Genomic DNA, 14,156 nt, shown 5'->3' on the forward strand with positions numbered 1-14,156 from the left:
CTCACGGAGACCGTGGTGCCGTCCGCGAAGGGCACCGTGGAGCCGAGGGTGCCGGTGATGGTGACCTCGGTGCCGGGAAGGGCGCCGGCCGGGGCGTTCACCGTGAGGGTGGTGGCGGCGAGGGCCGGGTCCTCCAGGCTGAACGAGGTCACCGGCGGGACGGTGGTCCCGCTGTCGGTGGCGGCAGCCGGCGTGGCCGTGACACCGAGCAGGGATGCGGTGGCGAGCAGGACGGACAGAGCCGTCCCGCTCGCGATGTGGCGGGTGCGCAAGCTGGTTCCCCCCAGGCAGGCGTGGAGTCCGGAAGTCTTCCGGTGAGGTGTGGGTGCGCCGAGGGGCGCGGGCGCCCGTGAAGGTGCTCCGGCGCGCCTTCGTCGGCGGCAAGGGGAAACGCTACGTCATGCCTATGACAGCGGGCTACTGCATTGATCGCCCATGTCGATCCGTTACCACGACTTCGTCGGTCGCTGACCGATCCGTGCCCGAATCGATGCCGGGATCCGTACAACCTTTTCGCGGGCACTGGTGTTCAGCCCTGTGCGACCCGCACGGTGACGGTCCACTCGCGCAGTCCCAGGCAGGCTACCCCGTCCGGGGAGGTCGGCTGGGCGCACAGGGGACGGGTGGCGGTGAGGCGGGCCGTGCCGGGGGCGGTGGCGCGGTAGGCGGCGATTGTGTCGCCGCGGGGGGCGCCGATGCCGGCGTTGTCGGCCCGCAGGGCGCCGCCCTCGAGCGTGACGGGGGACCAGGGGCGGTCGGGGCTGCCGTCGAGCGCGACGCGGACCGTGGCGCCGGTGCCCACGCAGAGCGTGCGGCCGCTGTCGGCGGCGGTGAGGTCGAGCCGGGTGGGGCACGGCTTCACGCCGGTGGCCGGGCCGTCGCCCGGCTCGGCGCCGCCGCCGCAGGCGGTGAGCACGAGCGCCGCGACGGCCGCCGCGACGGCGGCTGTCGGTCGGGGGTGCGGCAGATGCGGTCGGTGCGGTCGGTGCGATCGGTACATGGGAGAGCCTCCTTTTCTCTGTGACGTGTCCCGGACGTAAAAGGGTCCCGGCCGCCTCGCGGCGACCGGGACCCCACACGCGGAGGAAGGGGCTCAGCCCGTGGTCAGGGCGGTGTCGTCGACCACGAAACTCGTCTGCAGGGAGGAGTCCTCGGTGCCGCTGAACTTCAGGGTGACGGTGGAACCGGCGAAGGAGGACAGGTCGAAGCTCTTCTGGGCGTACCCCGTGGCCTTGTTGAGGTTGGAGTACGTGGCCAGGGTGGTGGACCCGGCCGTGACGGTGAGCTTGTCGTAGGCCGAGGTCGTGGTGGTCTCGGCGGTGTCGATGTGCAGCCAGAAGGTGAGGGTCGCCTTGCAGCCGGCCGGGACGGTCACCGACTGGGAGAGCGTGTCGGTGTGCGTGGAGCCGTAGCCGTCCAGCCAGGCCTTGTACGAGCCGCTGTGCGCGGCCTCACCGGAGTCGTTGGTGACGACACCGCTGGAGGCGGTCCAGCCGGTGGCGCCCGACTCGAAGCCGGGGTTGGCCAGCAGCTGGCCGGCCGTGCAGGTGCCGCCGCCGGCCGGCGCGATCGTCCAGCCGAAGGAGGCCGAGCCGGAGGCGCCGGTGGAGTCGGAGGCGGTGACGGTGGTCTGGTAGGTGCCGGCGGTGGTCGGGGTGCCGGAGACCAGGCCGGTCGAGGCGTTCACGGAGAGCCCGGCGGGCAGGCCGCTCGCGCTGTAGGTGAGCGCGGCGCCCGCGCTGTCGGTGGCCGCGATCTGCAGGCTGCGGGCGGTGCCGACGGTGCCGGTCTGGCTTCCCGGGTTGGTGACGGTGACCGTGTTGCCGCTGCTGGTGCCGTTCTTGAAGGCGGTGACACCGTTCGGGGTGCCGAGGCCGGTCGGGCCGTCGTAGCCGGACTTCGCGGTGCACAGGTAGGAGCTGGAGCAGCTGCCGTTGGCGCCGGTGGTCACGTCGTAGAGGTTGGCGGTGTGGGCGTAGGGGTACGACGCCGGGTTGCTGCCCGCGGCCGGGGCGCCGCCCAGGGCGTACACGCCCGCGATGAGCGGCGAGGAGGCGCTGGTGCCGCCGTAGACCGCCCAGCCGGAGCCGCCGTAGGTGTCGTACACCGCGACGCCGGTGGCGGGGTCGGCCACCGCGGAGACGTCGGCGACGGTGCGCCGGGCGCAGCCGGTGTCGGTCTGCCAGGTGGGCTTGGTGTCGTACGCGGAGCAGCCCGAGCCGGTGCCGTCGCCGCCCGAGGTGGTGCCCCAGACCTTCTCGGTCCAGCCGCGGGTGGTGGAGGAGGTGTTCAGCGAGGTGCCGCCGACGGCGGTCACGTAGCGGGAGGCCGCCGGGTACTCGGCGCCGTAGCCCGCGTCGCCGGCGGAGACGGTGATGGCGACACCCGGGTGGTTGAAGTAGGCGCTGTCGTACGACGGGTCGGCGGACTCCTCGTCGCCGCCGTAGCTGTTGGAGACGAACTTCGCGCCGAGCGCTACGGCCTCGTTCACGGCCGTGCCGAGGTCCTCCATGCTCGCGGAGTCGGCCTCGACCAGCAGGATGTTGCAGCTCGGGCAGGCGGCGCTGACCATGTCGAGGTCGAGTGCGATCTCACCGGCCCAACCGCTGTCGGGGCTCGGCAGGTTGGTGGTGCTGCCGGTCTGGCCGACCTTCTTGAAGCAGCCGTTGGCGGTCGTGCAGGCCGACAGCCCGTACTGGGAGCGGTAGGTGGACAGGTCGGTGGCGGCGTTGGGGTCGTCGTAGGCGTCGACGATGGCCACGGTGAGGCCGGAGCCGCCGGTGGACGGCAGGTTGTAGGCGCTGTGCAGGTTGGCCGGCCCCAGACCGGACGGGGTGGCCTCGGGCGAGAGCGTGTTGTCGCGGCGCATCGCGATGTCGGTGCGCCGCTGGGCGAGGCAGCTGAACCGGCCGGCGACGGGCGCGCCGCACAGGTGCTCCGTCGGGACGTGGGCACCGGCCGTGCCGGTCGAGTGCACCGCCTGGGCCTGCGGCGACTGCAGGGCCCGGGCGTTCTGGGTGTCGCGGGCCGAGAGGGTGTGGGGGGTGGGGGGTGCGGCGGCCTGGGCCGTGGGACCGGCGGCCAGCAGGCCGCTGACGGCCAGGGCGAGCGCGGGCAGGGCCGCGGCGACCGATCGTCTCAGTCGGTGCGTGGAGAGGTGCACGAGGTGCCTCCGTCGAGTGCCGGGAGTGGGGGTGTCACGGCGCGGTGCGGGTGGCGCGGGCGGCGCGGATCCTGGGCGGCCGCGGGGTGCAGGTCATTTGCCTGTAAGGCATGTACATGTCATTTCGACACGCGTAGACCACCCCTGTGCTGCGGCTGCGTACGGGTGATGACGGTTGACGCGCCGAAGCTATTGCAGGCCGCCACCGCCGAACAGCGGCGGAGGAAGATCTTTACCGCCGCTTGAGGGGCGTTTGCCCGGACCGAGGCGGGAGCCCTCGGCCCGGCGGCGGCCGGCCCGATTTCCCTAGGGTTTTCCCTGTACGCCCCGCTGTGGCCGCGCCGTCCTTGACCTTGTCGCAGCGTCAAGGTCTCTACTGGCCCCATGCGCATCGGAGAACTCGCCGCCCTCGCCGGGGTCAGCACCCGCACGGTCCGGCACTACCACCGCATCGGGCTGCTGCCCGAGCCCGCGCGCCGCGTCAACGGCTACCGCGACTACGGGCTGCGCGACGCCGTCGGGCTCGCCCGCGTCCGGCGGCTGGCGGAACTCGGCCTCGGCCTGGAGGAGATCAGGGACGTACTCGCCGACGACGCCGGCAAGGACCTGGCGGAAGTCCTCGCCGAACTCGACGCCGACCTCGCCCGCCAGGAGGAGGCCATCCGCGGCCGCCGCGCCCGGCTGGCGGAACTGCTGCGCCAGGCCGGGACCGGCGGGCTCCCCGCGGAGGGACCCGTCTCCCCCGAACTCGCCGAGCTCTTCGCCGACATGGCCCGCGTCACCGCGGACCTGCCGGGACCCGAGCCCGCGATGGCGGCCAGGGAACGCGAACTGCTCGCCCTCCTGGAAACGGCGGCCACCCCGCAGACCCGGGGCTGGCTGACCGGCCTGCTGCGCTCCATGGACACCGGCCCGGACGCGATGCGCCGCGCGTACGCGGTCTACGCGCTCATGGACGAACTGGCCGGCGCCCCGCTCGACGACCCCCGGGTCGGCGAGGCTGCGCGGGCCATCGCCGACGCCGTCCCGGACGAGATCGTCGCCGCGATGGCCGACACCGCTGAGGACGACGTGGTGGCGGCCGCCGGACAGGGCGGCTTCGTCGCCGCGTTCCTCGACGACCACGCCCCCGCCCAGGCCGAGGCCGTGCGGCAGGCGATCCGGCTGCTGTCGGAGCGTGCCCGATGAGGAGCGCGCGCGGCTGGGCACTGGGCCTGCTGCTCTGCGCGGAGGCCGTGCTGGCCGGGTGCCTGTCGGCCGGGGTGCCGGTGCCGACGCCGGTGCTCCGGGGCACGGAACTCTGCCTTGCCGCCGCGGCCGCGTGGCGGCTGCCGCGCCTGGTGCGGGTCCACCGCGAGGCGCGGCGCCGGGGTCAGTCGCGGCGGGCCGCGCTGCGGACGGCCGTGCGCGCCATGGTGCCGGTGGCCGTGCGGCGGCTGGTGCGTCACGAACTCGCCCTGGCGGCGAGCCTGTTGCTATGGACCGCGCGGCGGCCGCGGCACGGCGTGGGCAAGGGCGCTGTCCCGGTCCCGTACAGCGGGGCGCAGACGGCCACCGTCTACGGGCTGCTCTTCGTCTCCGTGGTCGAGACCGTGCTGCTGGCGCTGGTCATCCCCTGGCCGGCCGTGCACGCCGTCACGCTCGTCCTCGACCTGTGGGGCTGCTTCTTCGTCCTGGCCTTGCACGCGGCGTGCGTGGTCCGCCCGCACGTCGTGGAGGCGGACGGCTCGCTGCGGGTGCGGTACGGCGCGCTCGTCGACATCCGGGTGCCCGCCGGGCGGATAGCGGCCGCCCGCGTCGACCGGCGCTTCCCCGGTGGACGGCTGGTGACGCTCACCGACGACGGCACGGCCGACCTGGTCGTCGGCGGGCAGACCACCGTGACCGTCGAGCTGTCCGAGCCGGTCGCCTTCCTGCGCCCGCTGGGCGCCCCCGCCCGGGCGCGCGTGCTGCGCTTCCACGCCGACGACCCGCGCGCCGTCGTGGCCGCCCTGGGGTGGGCGGGCCGCGGGGGCTCGGGTAACGTGGCGTCGCCCGCAGTGGACGGACCGAGGAGGTGAGACCCATTACCGCCATGTCAGGTTGGGTGCTCCCCCCGTACGGCTCCGCTGCCACCCCGGCGTAGGAGACCGCGAGAGCGCCCTTCGGCATCCCGAAAGGCCTTCATGCCCGCATTGCCTCCTTCCGTGCCGCCCACCCCGGTCGATCACCGGGCCGTCGTCGCCGCGCTGCGCGCCGCCGGCTGCGTCTTCGCCGAGGACGAGGCGCGACTGCTCCTCGCCGCCGCGGGGACCCCGGCCGAGCTCGCCGTCATGGTCGAGCGCCGTACCGCCGGTTTCCCCCTCGAACAGGTCGTCGGCTGGGCCGAGTTCCGCGGTCTGCGGATCGCCGTGGACCCCGGGGTCTTCGTGCCCCGGCGTCGTACCGAGTTCCTCGCCGGCGAGGCCGCCCGGCTGGCCCGCCCCGGCGCGGTCGTCGTCGACCTGTGCTGCGGTTCCGGGGCGGTGGGCGCCGCGCTGGCCGCCGAGGTGGAGCGGCCCCGGCTGTACGCCGCCGACATCGATCCCGCCGCGGTCGCCTGCGCCCGCCGGAACCTGGCCGCCGCGGGCGGTGAGGTCCACCAGGGCGACCTCTACGAGCCGTTGCCCGCCCGGCTGCGAGGCCGCGTCGACATCCTGGTCGCCAACGCCCCGTACGTCCCCACCGACGCCGTCGGTCTTCTGCCCCCCGAGGCCCGTGACCACGAACCGCTCACGGCCCTCGACGGCGGCCCGGACGGCCTCGACATCCTCCGCAGGGTCGTCGCCCGCGCCCCCGACTGGCTGGCCCCGGGCGGCCACCTCCTCTTCGAGACCGGGGAGCGGCAGGCCCCGGCGGCGGTCGAGGCCGTCACCCGGGCCGGCCTTCGCGCGCGCGTCGCTGTTTCCGAGGAATGGCACGCCACCGTGATCGTCGGCACCGCGGCGGCCCGGTCCGTATAAGGGTTCGCGGAGAAAAGCCCCCGCCGGAACGGGACCAAGGTCCCGCCGCCTCGCTGTCGAAAGGCCCGGCCGTCGAAAGGCGGAAAGCAAGAATGCGGGAAAGCGGGGGAGGGAGAAAGTCCCGGCGCTCGGAGGGGAAAGTCCTGGCACCCGGAAGGGGAAGTCGCCCGCCCGCGTGAAGCGGAATCCCCCGCGTTTTCGTCCGCCTCCCGGGCTTCCCCTTCGTGCCGCGCCCGCGCGGGCGCGCGGGCGCGCGTAAGGGGGGTGTCCGCGCGGGCCGCGGTGCCGGCGGCGGCCCGCCGCGCAGGGGCCGCCGCCCCGGTACCGATGTGCCGGTGCGGCGGCCCCTTGGCATGTTCGCCCACGTCGGCGGGGGGCTGCACCCCTGCGGAGTCCGTGCCCGCAGGGCGCCGGTCGCGCCCGGCGCCACCGTCGCCCGGAGTGGGACACGCAGTGTCATCGGGTGGGCGCGGGGAGCGAGAACGGCGGCGAATTCGTGACCGGGACCACGTGGCGCCGGTCACGCAAGGGGCGATTTGTGGGGGTTTGCGTGTGACGTGGCAGATATGGCGCGCGCCACAATCCGGCCCTCTTAGTAGTCCGCGGTCCTCAATTCCCGTCCGGTGACTGGGCGGCGGGACTTTGGACCCTGGGGGCACTACTAATCGCGGTCGTAATGGGGGGCATTGACCCCCGCCAGGAATTCGGCCAACAATTCATGGCGTACCCCACGGAAAAGGAAAGAAACGAATGCAGATCTCCTCCATGACGAAGTTCGCCTCCGCCGCCAAGGCCAAGAAGATCTCCCTCGGCGTCGTCGCTGCCAGCGCCGCCGTCGTCGCCGGTGGTGTGGCGATGGCCCCCACCGCTTCCGCCGCTACGACGCACTCCGGCTCCGTCAACGCCTGGATCAACCAGAGCCTGGAGATCATGCACAAGAACGGCATCCCGGGCACGTACAACGGCATCTACAAGAACCTGATGCGCGAGTCCTCGGGCAACCCGTCGGCGATCAACAACTGGGACAGCAACGCCGCCAAGGGCATCCCGTCGAAGGGCCTCATGCAGGTCATCGACCCGACGTTCAAGACGTACCACGTGCCCGGAACCTCGTACAACATCTACGACCCGGTCGCCAACATCACCGCGGCCTGCAACTACGCGGCCCACCGCTACGGTTCGATCGACAACGTCAACTCGGCCTACTGAGGCCGGGCGCGACAGCGCCACGCGTGTGCCCGTGAAGAGTGCCCCCGGCAGTGCCACTGCCGGGGGGCGCTCTTTTTTGTGCTCCCGGACCGGTTCCCGGGTCCGTGCTTGACACCCGCCGCGGACCCGACGCATCATCGTTCCACTAATCAAGTAGTGGAATGGTGGTGCTGGGAACGTGGAGTTCCGCATCGACCGCCGGAGCGGCGTCGCCGCCTACCAGCAGATCGTCCAGCAGACCAAGCAGGCACTGCGGCTGGGCGTGCTGGTGCCGGGCGACCGGCTGCCGACGGCCAAGGAGGTCGCCGAGAGCAGCGCGGTCAACCCCAATACGACGCTGAAGGCCTACCGCGAGCTGGAGCGGGAGGGGCTGGTCGAGCCCCGGCCGGGCCTGGGGACGTTCGTCCGCCGGTCGCTGGCCCGCCCGCAGGCCGGGCCGGACTCGCCGCTGCGCGGCGAGCTGGACGAGTGGGTGCTCCGGGCCCGTGCCGCGGGCCTGGAGCGGGACGACGTGATCGCCCTGGTCACGTCGGTACTGGAAGAGCGGTACGCCGGTCCCCTGGTGTCCGCCGCGGGCACGGAAACGCACGGGAACACGGAAAGCGGGAAGCACGGATGAGTGAGGGCATGGACCTTCCGGGACCACCGGAGGAGTCGGCGATCGAGGCCTACGGCGTCGGGAAGAAGTACCGGCGCGGCTGGGCGCTGCAGGACTGCTCCTTCCGGCTGCCGGCCGGCCGGATCTGCGGTCTCGTGGGGCCCAACGGAGCGGGCAAGACGACGCTGATGAGCATCGCCGCCAATCTCCTGGAGCCGACCGCCGGCACGCTGCGCGTGTTCGGCGCGGCCCCCGAGTCCGCGGAGGCCGGCCGCCGGGTCGCCTTCCTCGCCCAGGAGAAGCCGCTGTACAAGCGCTTCACCGTGGCCGAGACGCTGCGCATGGGCCGCGAGCTCAACCCCGGCTGGGACCAGGCCGCCGCCGAGGGGATCGTGCGCTCCGGCAATGTGCCGCTGAACGCGCGGATCGGCACCCTGTCGGGCGGCCAGCGCACCCGCGTCGCCTTCGCCGTGGCCTTCGGCAAGCGCCCCGACCTGCTGCTCCTGGACGAGCCGCTGTCCGACCTGGACCCGCTGGTGCGTCACGAGATGATGAGCCTGCTGATGGCCGAGGTCGCCGAGCACGGCACGACCGTCCTGATGTCCTCGCACATGCTCGCCGAGCTGGGCACCATCTGCGACTACCTCATGGTCATCGCCGGCGGCGGGCTCCGCCTCGCCGGCGACGTCGACGAACTGCTCTCCGCCCACACCCTGCTGACCGGTGTCGCCGAGGGCGGCCCGGGCGTGCCGGCCGGCCTGGGGCATCACACCTTCGTCGAGTCCCGCGTGCACGGACGGCAGTTCACCGCCCTCATACGCCCCGACGGCCCGGTCGGCGCCCCGTGGCAGGCCGACACCCCGAACCTGGAGGAACTCCTGCTCGCCTATCTGCGCAACCCCGGGGCTCCCGCGCTGATCAGCCCCACGGCCCGGGTGGCGGTGGCGGCATGAGCACCATGACCGATCCGAGGACGCCCGCCGCCGCGCCGGCCGAGGCGACCCGCCGCCCGCACCTGAGCGGCATGACCTGGCTGGTGTGGCGGCAGCACCGGGCCGCGTACTGGACCCTGATCGCCCTGACCGTGGCCGGACTGGCCGGTATCGCCTGGCGGCGGTCCGTCCTGACGGACTACCTCGCACCGTACGGCTGGCCGCACCTGAAGTCCGACGACTGGGTCCAGGGCTTCACCGCCTACTCCCAGCAGCTGAGCCAGGCCGGCCTGGCGCTCAGCTTCGTCCCCATTCTCCTCGCCGTCTTCGTCGGTGCCCCGCTGCTCGCCCCGGACCTGGAGAACGGCACCGCGAAGCTGATCGCGGCGCAGTCCGTGAGCCGGGTGCGATGGATCGCCAACAAGCTCGTCATCACCGGGCTCCTCCTGGTGATCGGCACGACGCTGCTCTCGGTCGCGTACGCCTGGTGGTGGGAGCCGGCGAAGAGCCAGGCCGGCTGGACCGAGTCCACCTACTTCGACACCACCGGTCCGGTGCCGGTGGCGCTCACCCTGTTCCTCGTCGCCGCGGGTGTCCTCATCGGCACGCTGCTGCGGCGCACGCTGACGGCGATGGTGGTGACCTTCTTCTTCGCGGTCTTCTCGGAGGTCGTCTGGAGCCTGACCCGGTTGCACCTGGGCACCCCGGTCACGCTGGCCACCCACCACGCCGCGGGTCTGCCGGGCCAGTCCCCCGCACTGCCGGCCGGCGCGTTCGAGATCGACTCCAACTACGTCACCGGCTCGGGCAAGTTGATGGGCTGGGGCACGTGCGCCCATGAGGCGGACGAGAAGGCCGTCGAGGTCTGCCTGCGCAAGCTGGACGTGGTGGGCTGGTCGACCGAGTACCTGCCCGTCTCGCAGCTGTCGACGATGCAGTGGCTCGGCGCGGGCATCCTGTTCGTCCTGACCGCCGCCCTCGTCGCGGTGATCGTCCTGCGGGGCCGCAGGCGACTGGTCTGAGTCCGGCGTCCGGACCCGGCTCCCGCCCCTCACCAGGGGCGGGAGCCGGGTCCTCGGCGCGTCACGGGTCTTTACAGACGTACCCGCCTCGGCCACCCTTCTCCTCCATGACGTCCGTCCCGCCGCAGGTCACCGCAGCCGTCCACGCCACCGCCGAGCGGATCGCCGAGCTGCTCCGCCGCTGCGCGGACGCGTCGGCGCGCATCCCCGGTGCGCAGTGGACGGTGGGCGAGGCGGCGGCGCACCTGGTGCTGGCCAACGAGCTGATGGCGGCGCTCGCGCGGGGCGACGAGCGGCCCTACGGCGACGGCACCGCCGGCAGCCTCGCCGCCGCCAACGCGGCCTCGCTGGAGGCGTACCCGGAGCGCGACCCGGCCGTGCTGGCCGAGGGCGTCGTGCGCCACGCCCGGGCGTTCACCGAGGCGGCGTCCGGCCGCCCGGCGGAGCGGCCCGTCCGCACCCCGCTCGGCCCGATGGACCTGGCCACCCTCGGGTCGTACCTGGTGGCGCACATGCTCGGCCACGGCTGGGACATCGCCGCCGCACTGCGCCGCCCGCACATGATCGACGCGGCGGCGGTGGAGGCGACCGTGCCGTTCGTCATGACCGCCATGCCGCGCGTGCTCAGTGCCGCGGCCGCCGGCCACACCGCCTGCTACGACCTGCGGGTGCGCGGCGGCTCGCGCTTCGCGGTCACCTTCGCCGACGGGGCCGCGGAGGTCACGCCCGAACTCCCGGGCCGCGCCGATGTGACGATCGTCGCCGAGCCCGTGACGTTCCTGCTCATCGCACTCGGCCGGCGTACCGCCACCGGTGCCGTGGCCCGCGGCAAGATCCTCGCCTGGGGCCGCAAGCCGTGGCTCGCGCCGGGCTTCCCGGCGTTGTTCACCGCGCCCTGAGGCGCGGCGCACGCGGCACTTGATAGACTGCCGGCCGTCGTTCAAGCCTTCTCGCTGCGGATCCCGATCCGCCGGGGAGGCTTTTTTCATGCCCGGCGGGGGCCCGCCCCGCAGCGGGCCCCTTCCCGGACAGGAGACCCATGCCGGATCCATGTGTACGTCGAGCGACGGCCGACGACCGCCCCGTGGCGGAGCGCCTCTGGTTGATGTTCCGTCACGACATGTCCGGGTTCGGCGGCGTCGTGCCGAACCCGGACGGGACCTTCCGGAGCGACCGGCTCCACGCCGCATTCGCCGGCGGCGACTGGGCCCCCTATCTGCTGACGAGCGGCGAGCGCCCCGTCGGTCTCGCCTTCGTGCGCGGCCTGACGGGCCCGACGCGTGTGCTGAACAGCTTCTTCGTCGTCCGCGGAGCGCGCCGGGCCGGCGTCGGACTGCGCGCGGTCCGGGACGTCCTCGGCAGGCACCCGGGTCCGTGGGCGGTCGCCTTCCAGGACGCCAACACGGTCGCGGCGCGCTTCTGGCGCCGTGTCGCGAGCGAGGTCGCCGGCGACGGCTGGAGCGAGGAGCACCGGCCGGTACCGGGTCGTCCGGACCTGGCGCCCGACACCTGGATCTCGTTCGGCGCTCCCACGACGACGGGTGGCCGGTCATGACCTCATCGACGAACACCGCGGCGGACGCGGGTACCGGGCGGCTCGGCGACCTGACCGTCAACCGCGTCGGGTTCGGCGCGATGCGCCTGACGGGCAGTGCCCCGTTCGACCTCGGCGAACCGAGCGACCGCGAGCGGTCGATCACCGTTCTGCGGCGCGCGGTCGAGCTCGGCGTCAACCACATCGACACCGCCTCCTTCTACTTCTCCTCGAAGCGCTCCGCCAACGAGCTGATCAACCGGGCGCTGGCGCCCTATCCGGAGGATCTGGTCATCAGCACCAAGGTCTGGCCCGGCCGGGACCCCTCGGGCGCGTGGTGGTGGGCCGCACCGGAGCAACTGCGCGGCCAGGTCGAGGAGAATCTGCGCCAGCTGGGCCGTGACCATCTGGACGTGGTGAACCTGCGCGTCCCGCCCAGTCACAGGAACGGCTCGACCGGCGCCCACTTCGAGGCGCTGGCCGCGCTGCGGGACGCCGGACTCGTACGCCACCTCGGCATGTCCAACGCCACGCCCGCGCACGTGGCCGAGGCGCGGGCCATCGCGCCGGTCGTGTGCGTGCAGAATCCCTACAGCCTCGACGCGCCCGGCGAGGAGCGGGAGTTCCTGCGGGCCTGTGGTGAACTCGGCATCGCCTTCGTGCCGTTCTTCGCGATCGCCGGAGCCGGACGGGAGGCGGGCGCGAGCGCCGCCGACAGCGAGGCGGTGCTCGCCGTCGCCCGCGCGCACGGCGCGTCGGCGGCGCAGGTCCGCCTGGCGTGGACACTTCACCAGGGGCCGCACGTGCTGGCCATCCCCGGTACCGGTGATCCGGACCACCTGGTCGCGAACGTCGCCGCCGGGGCGATCCGGCTCTCGGAGGACGACATGGCGCTCCTGGGATCCCACCACCAGGACGACGGACGGCCCCCGGCCGCCGCGCGGGCCGCTTCGTGAACACCGGCCGCGCCTGACGGACCGTGCGCCGGGGCGGTCAGAGGCCCGACAGGGTCATGAGGAAGCGGGTCCTCGCGTCGTCGCGTCGCGCGCAGATCCCGGGGACCGCGTTGAGGGCGGCCAGGGCCCGGCACCAGCCCCGTACCCGCTCCGGGGACTGGCCGGGAACCATGGCCGCCAGCTCCTCGATCCGCGCGTCCAGCGCGGCCGGGTCCGTGACTCCCTCGAGAACCCAGTCCACCGCGTCGAAGTCGGGGTCGCCCCACGCGGGCCGGGGGTCGATCGCCACCATGCGGGCGCCCGGCCCGGACAGCACGTTGGACGGATGGAGGTCACCGTGCACAAGTCCCACCGGCCCGCTGGTGGCGAGTTCCAGCGCCGCCTGCCTGGCCCGGCCGAGCACCGCCGGGTCGAGCAGGCCGTTCATGCCGGCCGCCGACAGCCTGCGGTCGGCCAGGCCGAAGAGGAAGCCGACCCGGTCCGACAGGGGCCGCAGCACCGAGTGCTCCCCGGGAACGGGGGAAGCGGCCCGCAGGTCCCGGAGCAGCGCCGCGGCCTCGGTCAACCGCCAGGCGAGCTGCCGCACCGGCACTCCCGGCTCCACGTCCCCCAGCAGCAGGGCGCCGGCCGTGAGGTCCCGCGCCAGCAGGGGGACCACCGACGGCGTCCCTTCCCAGGCGCGCAGGGCCTCGGCCTCCTCGCGGGCGATCGCGGGCTCCGGCGTGACCTTCAGCCAGACCGGGGCACCGGTGTCACGCCGCACCGAGCGGAACACCCGCGAGGTGCCTCCCCCGCCGGACCCGACGACCTCCAGGTGCCACCGGGCGGCGAGTTCGGCCACCAGGCCGGGCAGTTCGTCGCACCAGGCACGCACCCCGTCCCCGAACCGGACCGCGAGCCGGTCCCGGACCTCCGGGGTGACAACAGCATGCGATCCCAAAGGGCCCCCTCGTCCGGCCGATGCGGTCCTTGCGCATCCTAGGAGCCCCGCCGGGCAACAATCGTCAACTTCCGGTTGACGTTCCCGCATGCGTCAACCTAACGTTGACGCATGACGCAACCCATCCGGCTCGACGACCTCATCGAGGCGATCAAGAAGGCCCACCCCGACGCGCTCGACCAGCTCTCCGACGCGGTCCTCGCCGCGGAGCACCTCGGAGAGGTGGCCGACCACCTCATCGGCCACTTCGTCGACCAGGCCCGCCGCTCCGGCGCCTCCTGGACCGACATCGGCAAGAGCATGGGCGTCACCAAGCAGGCCGCCCAGAAGCGCTTCGTCCCCGACCTCGACCCCAGCCAGGGCTTCAGCCGCTTCACCCCCCGTGCGCGCAACACCGTCATGGCCGCCCACACCGAGGCCCGCACCGCGGGCAACGCCGAGGTCGCCCCCGAGCACCTCGCCCTCGGCCTGCTCGCGGAACCGGAGGGCATCGCCGCCCGCGTCTTCACCGCGCAGGGCCACGCCCTCCCCGCCGTCCGCGAACACCTCACCGCCGCCCTGCCCCCCGCCGCCGGCCAGGGCCGCGCGGAAGGGGAGATCGTCCCCTACGACCTCCGCTCCCGCAAGGCCCTCGAACTCACCTTCCGCCAGGCCCTGCGCCTCGGCCACAACTACATCGGCACCGAGCACATCCTGCTCGCCCTCCTCGAACTCGAGGACGGCACCGGCCCCCTCACCTCCCTGGGCATCGACAAGTTCACGACGGAGACCGCCGTCACCGAGATGGTCGCGGCCGCGGCCGCCGCCCGCGGCGCCTAGCG

Annotated in this window: 13 protein-coding genes and 2 pseudogenes; 11 read left to right on the forward strand and 4 right to left on the reverse strand. The window is 73.4% G+C overall.

The genetic code is table 11. The features are described from left to right. From ACIP98_RS00880 to ACIP98_RS00890, 3 genes and pseudogenes are all read right to left on the reverse strand, one after another. A pseudogene (locus ACIP98_RS00880) lies at positions 1–272 on the reverse strand (hypothetical protein); the annotation flags it as partial. Positions 273–529: 257 nt separating this feature from the next. After that, a complete protein-coding gene (locus tag ACIP98_RS00885; protein ID WP_401973055.1) occupies positions 530–1,000 on the reverse strand; it encodes a hypothetical protein in 471 nt (156 codons plus the stop codon). Positions 1,001–1,093: 93 nt separating this feature from the next. Next, on the reverse strand, positions 1,094–3,163 hold the full coding sequence (locus tag ACIP98_RS00890; RefSeq protein ID WP_401973056.1) for a putative Ig domain-containing protein: 2,070 nt from the start codon (positions 3,161–3,163) through the stop codon (positions 1,094–1,096). A 384-nt stretch (positions 3,164–3,547) separates the two neighbouring features. Here ACIP98_RS00890 and ACIP98_RS00895 point away from each other — a divergent pair, with 384 nt between their 5' ends. The 10 genes and pseudogenes from ACIP98_RS00895 (at position 3,548) to ACIP98_RS00940 (ending at position 12,395) form a co-directional block, all read left to right on the forward strand. Then, positions 3,548–4,351, forward strand: a complete 804-nt coding sequence (locus ACIP98_RS00895) for a MerR family transcriptional regulator (protein WP_401973057.1) — start codon at positions 3,548–3,550, stop codon at positions 4,349–4,351. Next, the gene (locus ACIP98_RS00900; protein ID WP_401973058.1) at positions 4,348–5,223 is read left to right on the forward strand and encodes a hypothetical protein; all 876 of its coding nucleotides are present in this window, start codon (positions 4,348–4,350) and stop codon (positions 5,221–5,223) included. The genes ACIP98_RS00895 and ACIP98_RS00900 overlap by 4 nt, the downstream gene beginning before the upstream one ends. A gap of 105 nt (positions 5,224–5,328) precedes the next feature. Beyond that, positions 5,329–6,144: a putative protein N(5)-glutamine methyltransferase gene (locus tag ACIP98_RS00905; RefSeq protein WP_401973059.1), complete on the forward strand. Its 816-nt coding sequence runs from the start codon at positions 5,329–5,331 to the stop codon at positions 6,142–6,144. A 906-nt stretch (positions 6,145–7,050) separates the two neighbouring features. Continuing rightward, a pseudogene (locus ACIP98_RS00910) lies at positions 7,051–7,353 on the forward strand (transglycosylase SLT domain-containing protein); the annotation flags it as partial. A gap of 178 nt (positions 7,354–7,531) precedes the next feature. Then, on the forward strand, positions 7,532–7,972 hold the full coding sequence (locus ACIP98_RS00915; RefSeq protein ID WP_319660159.1) for a GntR family transcriptional regulator: 441 nt from the start codon (positions 7,532–7,534) through the stop codon (positions 7,970–7,972). 8 nt (positions 7,973–7,980) lie between these two features. Further along, positions 7,981–8,904 (forward strand): ABC transporter ATP-binding protein, encoded by a 924-nt coding sequence (locus ACIP98_RS00920; protein ID WP_319660160.1) that lies wholly within the window; start codon positions 7,981–7,983, stop codon positions 8,902–8,904. Further along, the gene (locus tag ACIP98_RS00925) at positions 8,901–9,905 is read left to right on the forward strand and encodes an ABC transporter permease subunit (protein ID WP_401973060.1); all 1,005 of its coding nucleotides are present in this window, start codon (positions 8,901–8,903) and stop codon (positions 9,903–9,905) included. Before ACIP98_RS00920 ends, ACIP98_RS00925 begins: the two co-directional genes overlap by 4 nt. 107 nt (positions 9,906–10,012) lie before the next feature. Next, complete coding sequence (locus ACIP98_RS00930; RefSeq protein ID WP_319660162.1) at positions 10,013–10,804, forward strand: maleylpyruvate isomerase family mycothiol-dependent enzyme; 792 nt, start codon at positions 10,013–10,015, stop codon at positions 10,802–10,804. A 140-nt stretch (positions 10,805–10,944) separates the two neighbouring features. Next, positions 10,945–11,460, forward strand: a complete 516-nt coding sequence (locus tag ACIP98_RS00935) for a GNAT family N-acetyltransferase (protein ID WP_319660163.1) — start codon at positions 10,945–10,947, stop codon at positions 11,458–11,460. Continuing rightward, positions 11,457–12,395 carry an aldo/keto reductase gene (locus tag ACIP98_RS00940; protein WP_401973061.1) on the forward strand — a complete coding sequence of 313 codons (939 nt, stop codon included), beginning with the start codon at positions 11,457–11,459 and terminating at the stop codon, positions 12,393–12,395. Before ACIP98_RS00935 ends, ACIP98_RS00940 begins: the two co-directional genes overlap by 4 nt. A gap of 37 nt (positions 12,396–12,432) precedes the next feature. Here ACIP98_RS00940 and ACIP98_RS00945 read toward each other — a convergent pair whose 3' ends face one another. Continuing rightward, the gene (locus ACIP98_RS00945) at positions 12,433–13,335 is read right to left on the reverse strand and encodes an aminoglycoside phosphotransferase family protein (protein ID WP_319660165.1); all 903 of its coding nucleotides are present in this window, start codon (positions 13,333–13,335) and stop codon (positions 12,433–12,435) included. A 111-nt stretch (positions 13,336–13,446) separates the two neighbouring features. Here ACIP98_RS00945 and ACIP98_RS00950 point away from each other — a divergent pair, with 111 nt between their 5' ends. Next, entirely contained in the window at positions 13,447–14,154 is a 708-nt protein-coding gene (locus ACIP98_RS00950) for a Clp protease N-terminal domain-containing protein (RefSeq protein WP_401973062.1), read from the forward strand. Positions 14,155–14,156 lie beyond the last annotated feature (2 nt).

Origin of the sequence: Streptomyces sp. NPDC088354 (assembly GCF_044753585.1) — a bacterium.
Taxonomy (GTDB): Bacteria; Actinomycetota; Actinomycetes; order Streptomycetales; family Streptomycetaceae; genus Actinacidiphila.

Excerpts from the sequence above, each read along its gene's own strand:
- ACIP98_RS00885 (WP_401973055.1), bottom strand. The coding sequence starts at position 1,000 with ATGTACCGATCGCACCGACCGCACCGACCGCATCTGCCGCACCCCCGA.
- ACIP98_RS00895 (WP_401973057.1), top strand. The coding sequence starts at position 3,548 with ATGCGCATCGGAGAACTCGCCGCCCTCGCCGGGGTCAGCACCCGCACG.
- ACIP98_RS00900 (WP_401973058.1), top strand. The coding sequence starts at position 4,348 with ATGAGGAGCGCGCGCGGCTGGGCACTGGGCCTGCTGCTCTGCGCGGAG.
- ACIP98_RS00905 (WP_401973059.1), top strand. The coding sequence starts at position 5,329 with ATGCCCGCATTGCCTCCTTCCGTGCCGCCCACCCCGGTCGATCACCGG.
- ACIP98_RS00920 (WP_319660160.1), top strand. The coding sequence starts at position 7,981 with ATGGACCTTCCGGGACCACCGGAGGAGTCGGCGATCGAGGCCTACGGC.
- ACIP98_RS00925 (WP_401973060.1), top strand. The coding sequence starts at position 8,901 with ATGAGCACCATGACCGATCCGAGGACGCCCGCCGCCGCGCCGGCCGAG.
- ACIP98_RS00930 (WP_319660162.1), top strand. The coding sequence starts at position 10,013 with ATGACGTCCGTCCCGCCGCAGGTCACCGCAGCCGTCCACGCCACCGCC.
- ACIP98_RS00935 (WP_319660163.1), top strand. The coding sequence starts at position 10,945 with ATGCCGGATCCATGTGTACGTCGAGCGACGGCCGACGACCGCCCCGTG.
- ACIP98_RS00940 (WP_401973061.1), top strand. The coding sequence starts at position 11,457 with ATGACCTCATCGACGAACACCGCGGCGGACGCGGGTACCGGGCGGCTC.
- ACIP98_RS00950 (WP_401973062.1), top strand. The coding sequence starts at position 13,447 with ATGACGCAACCCATCCGGCTCGACGACCTCATCGAGGCGATCAAGAAG.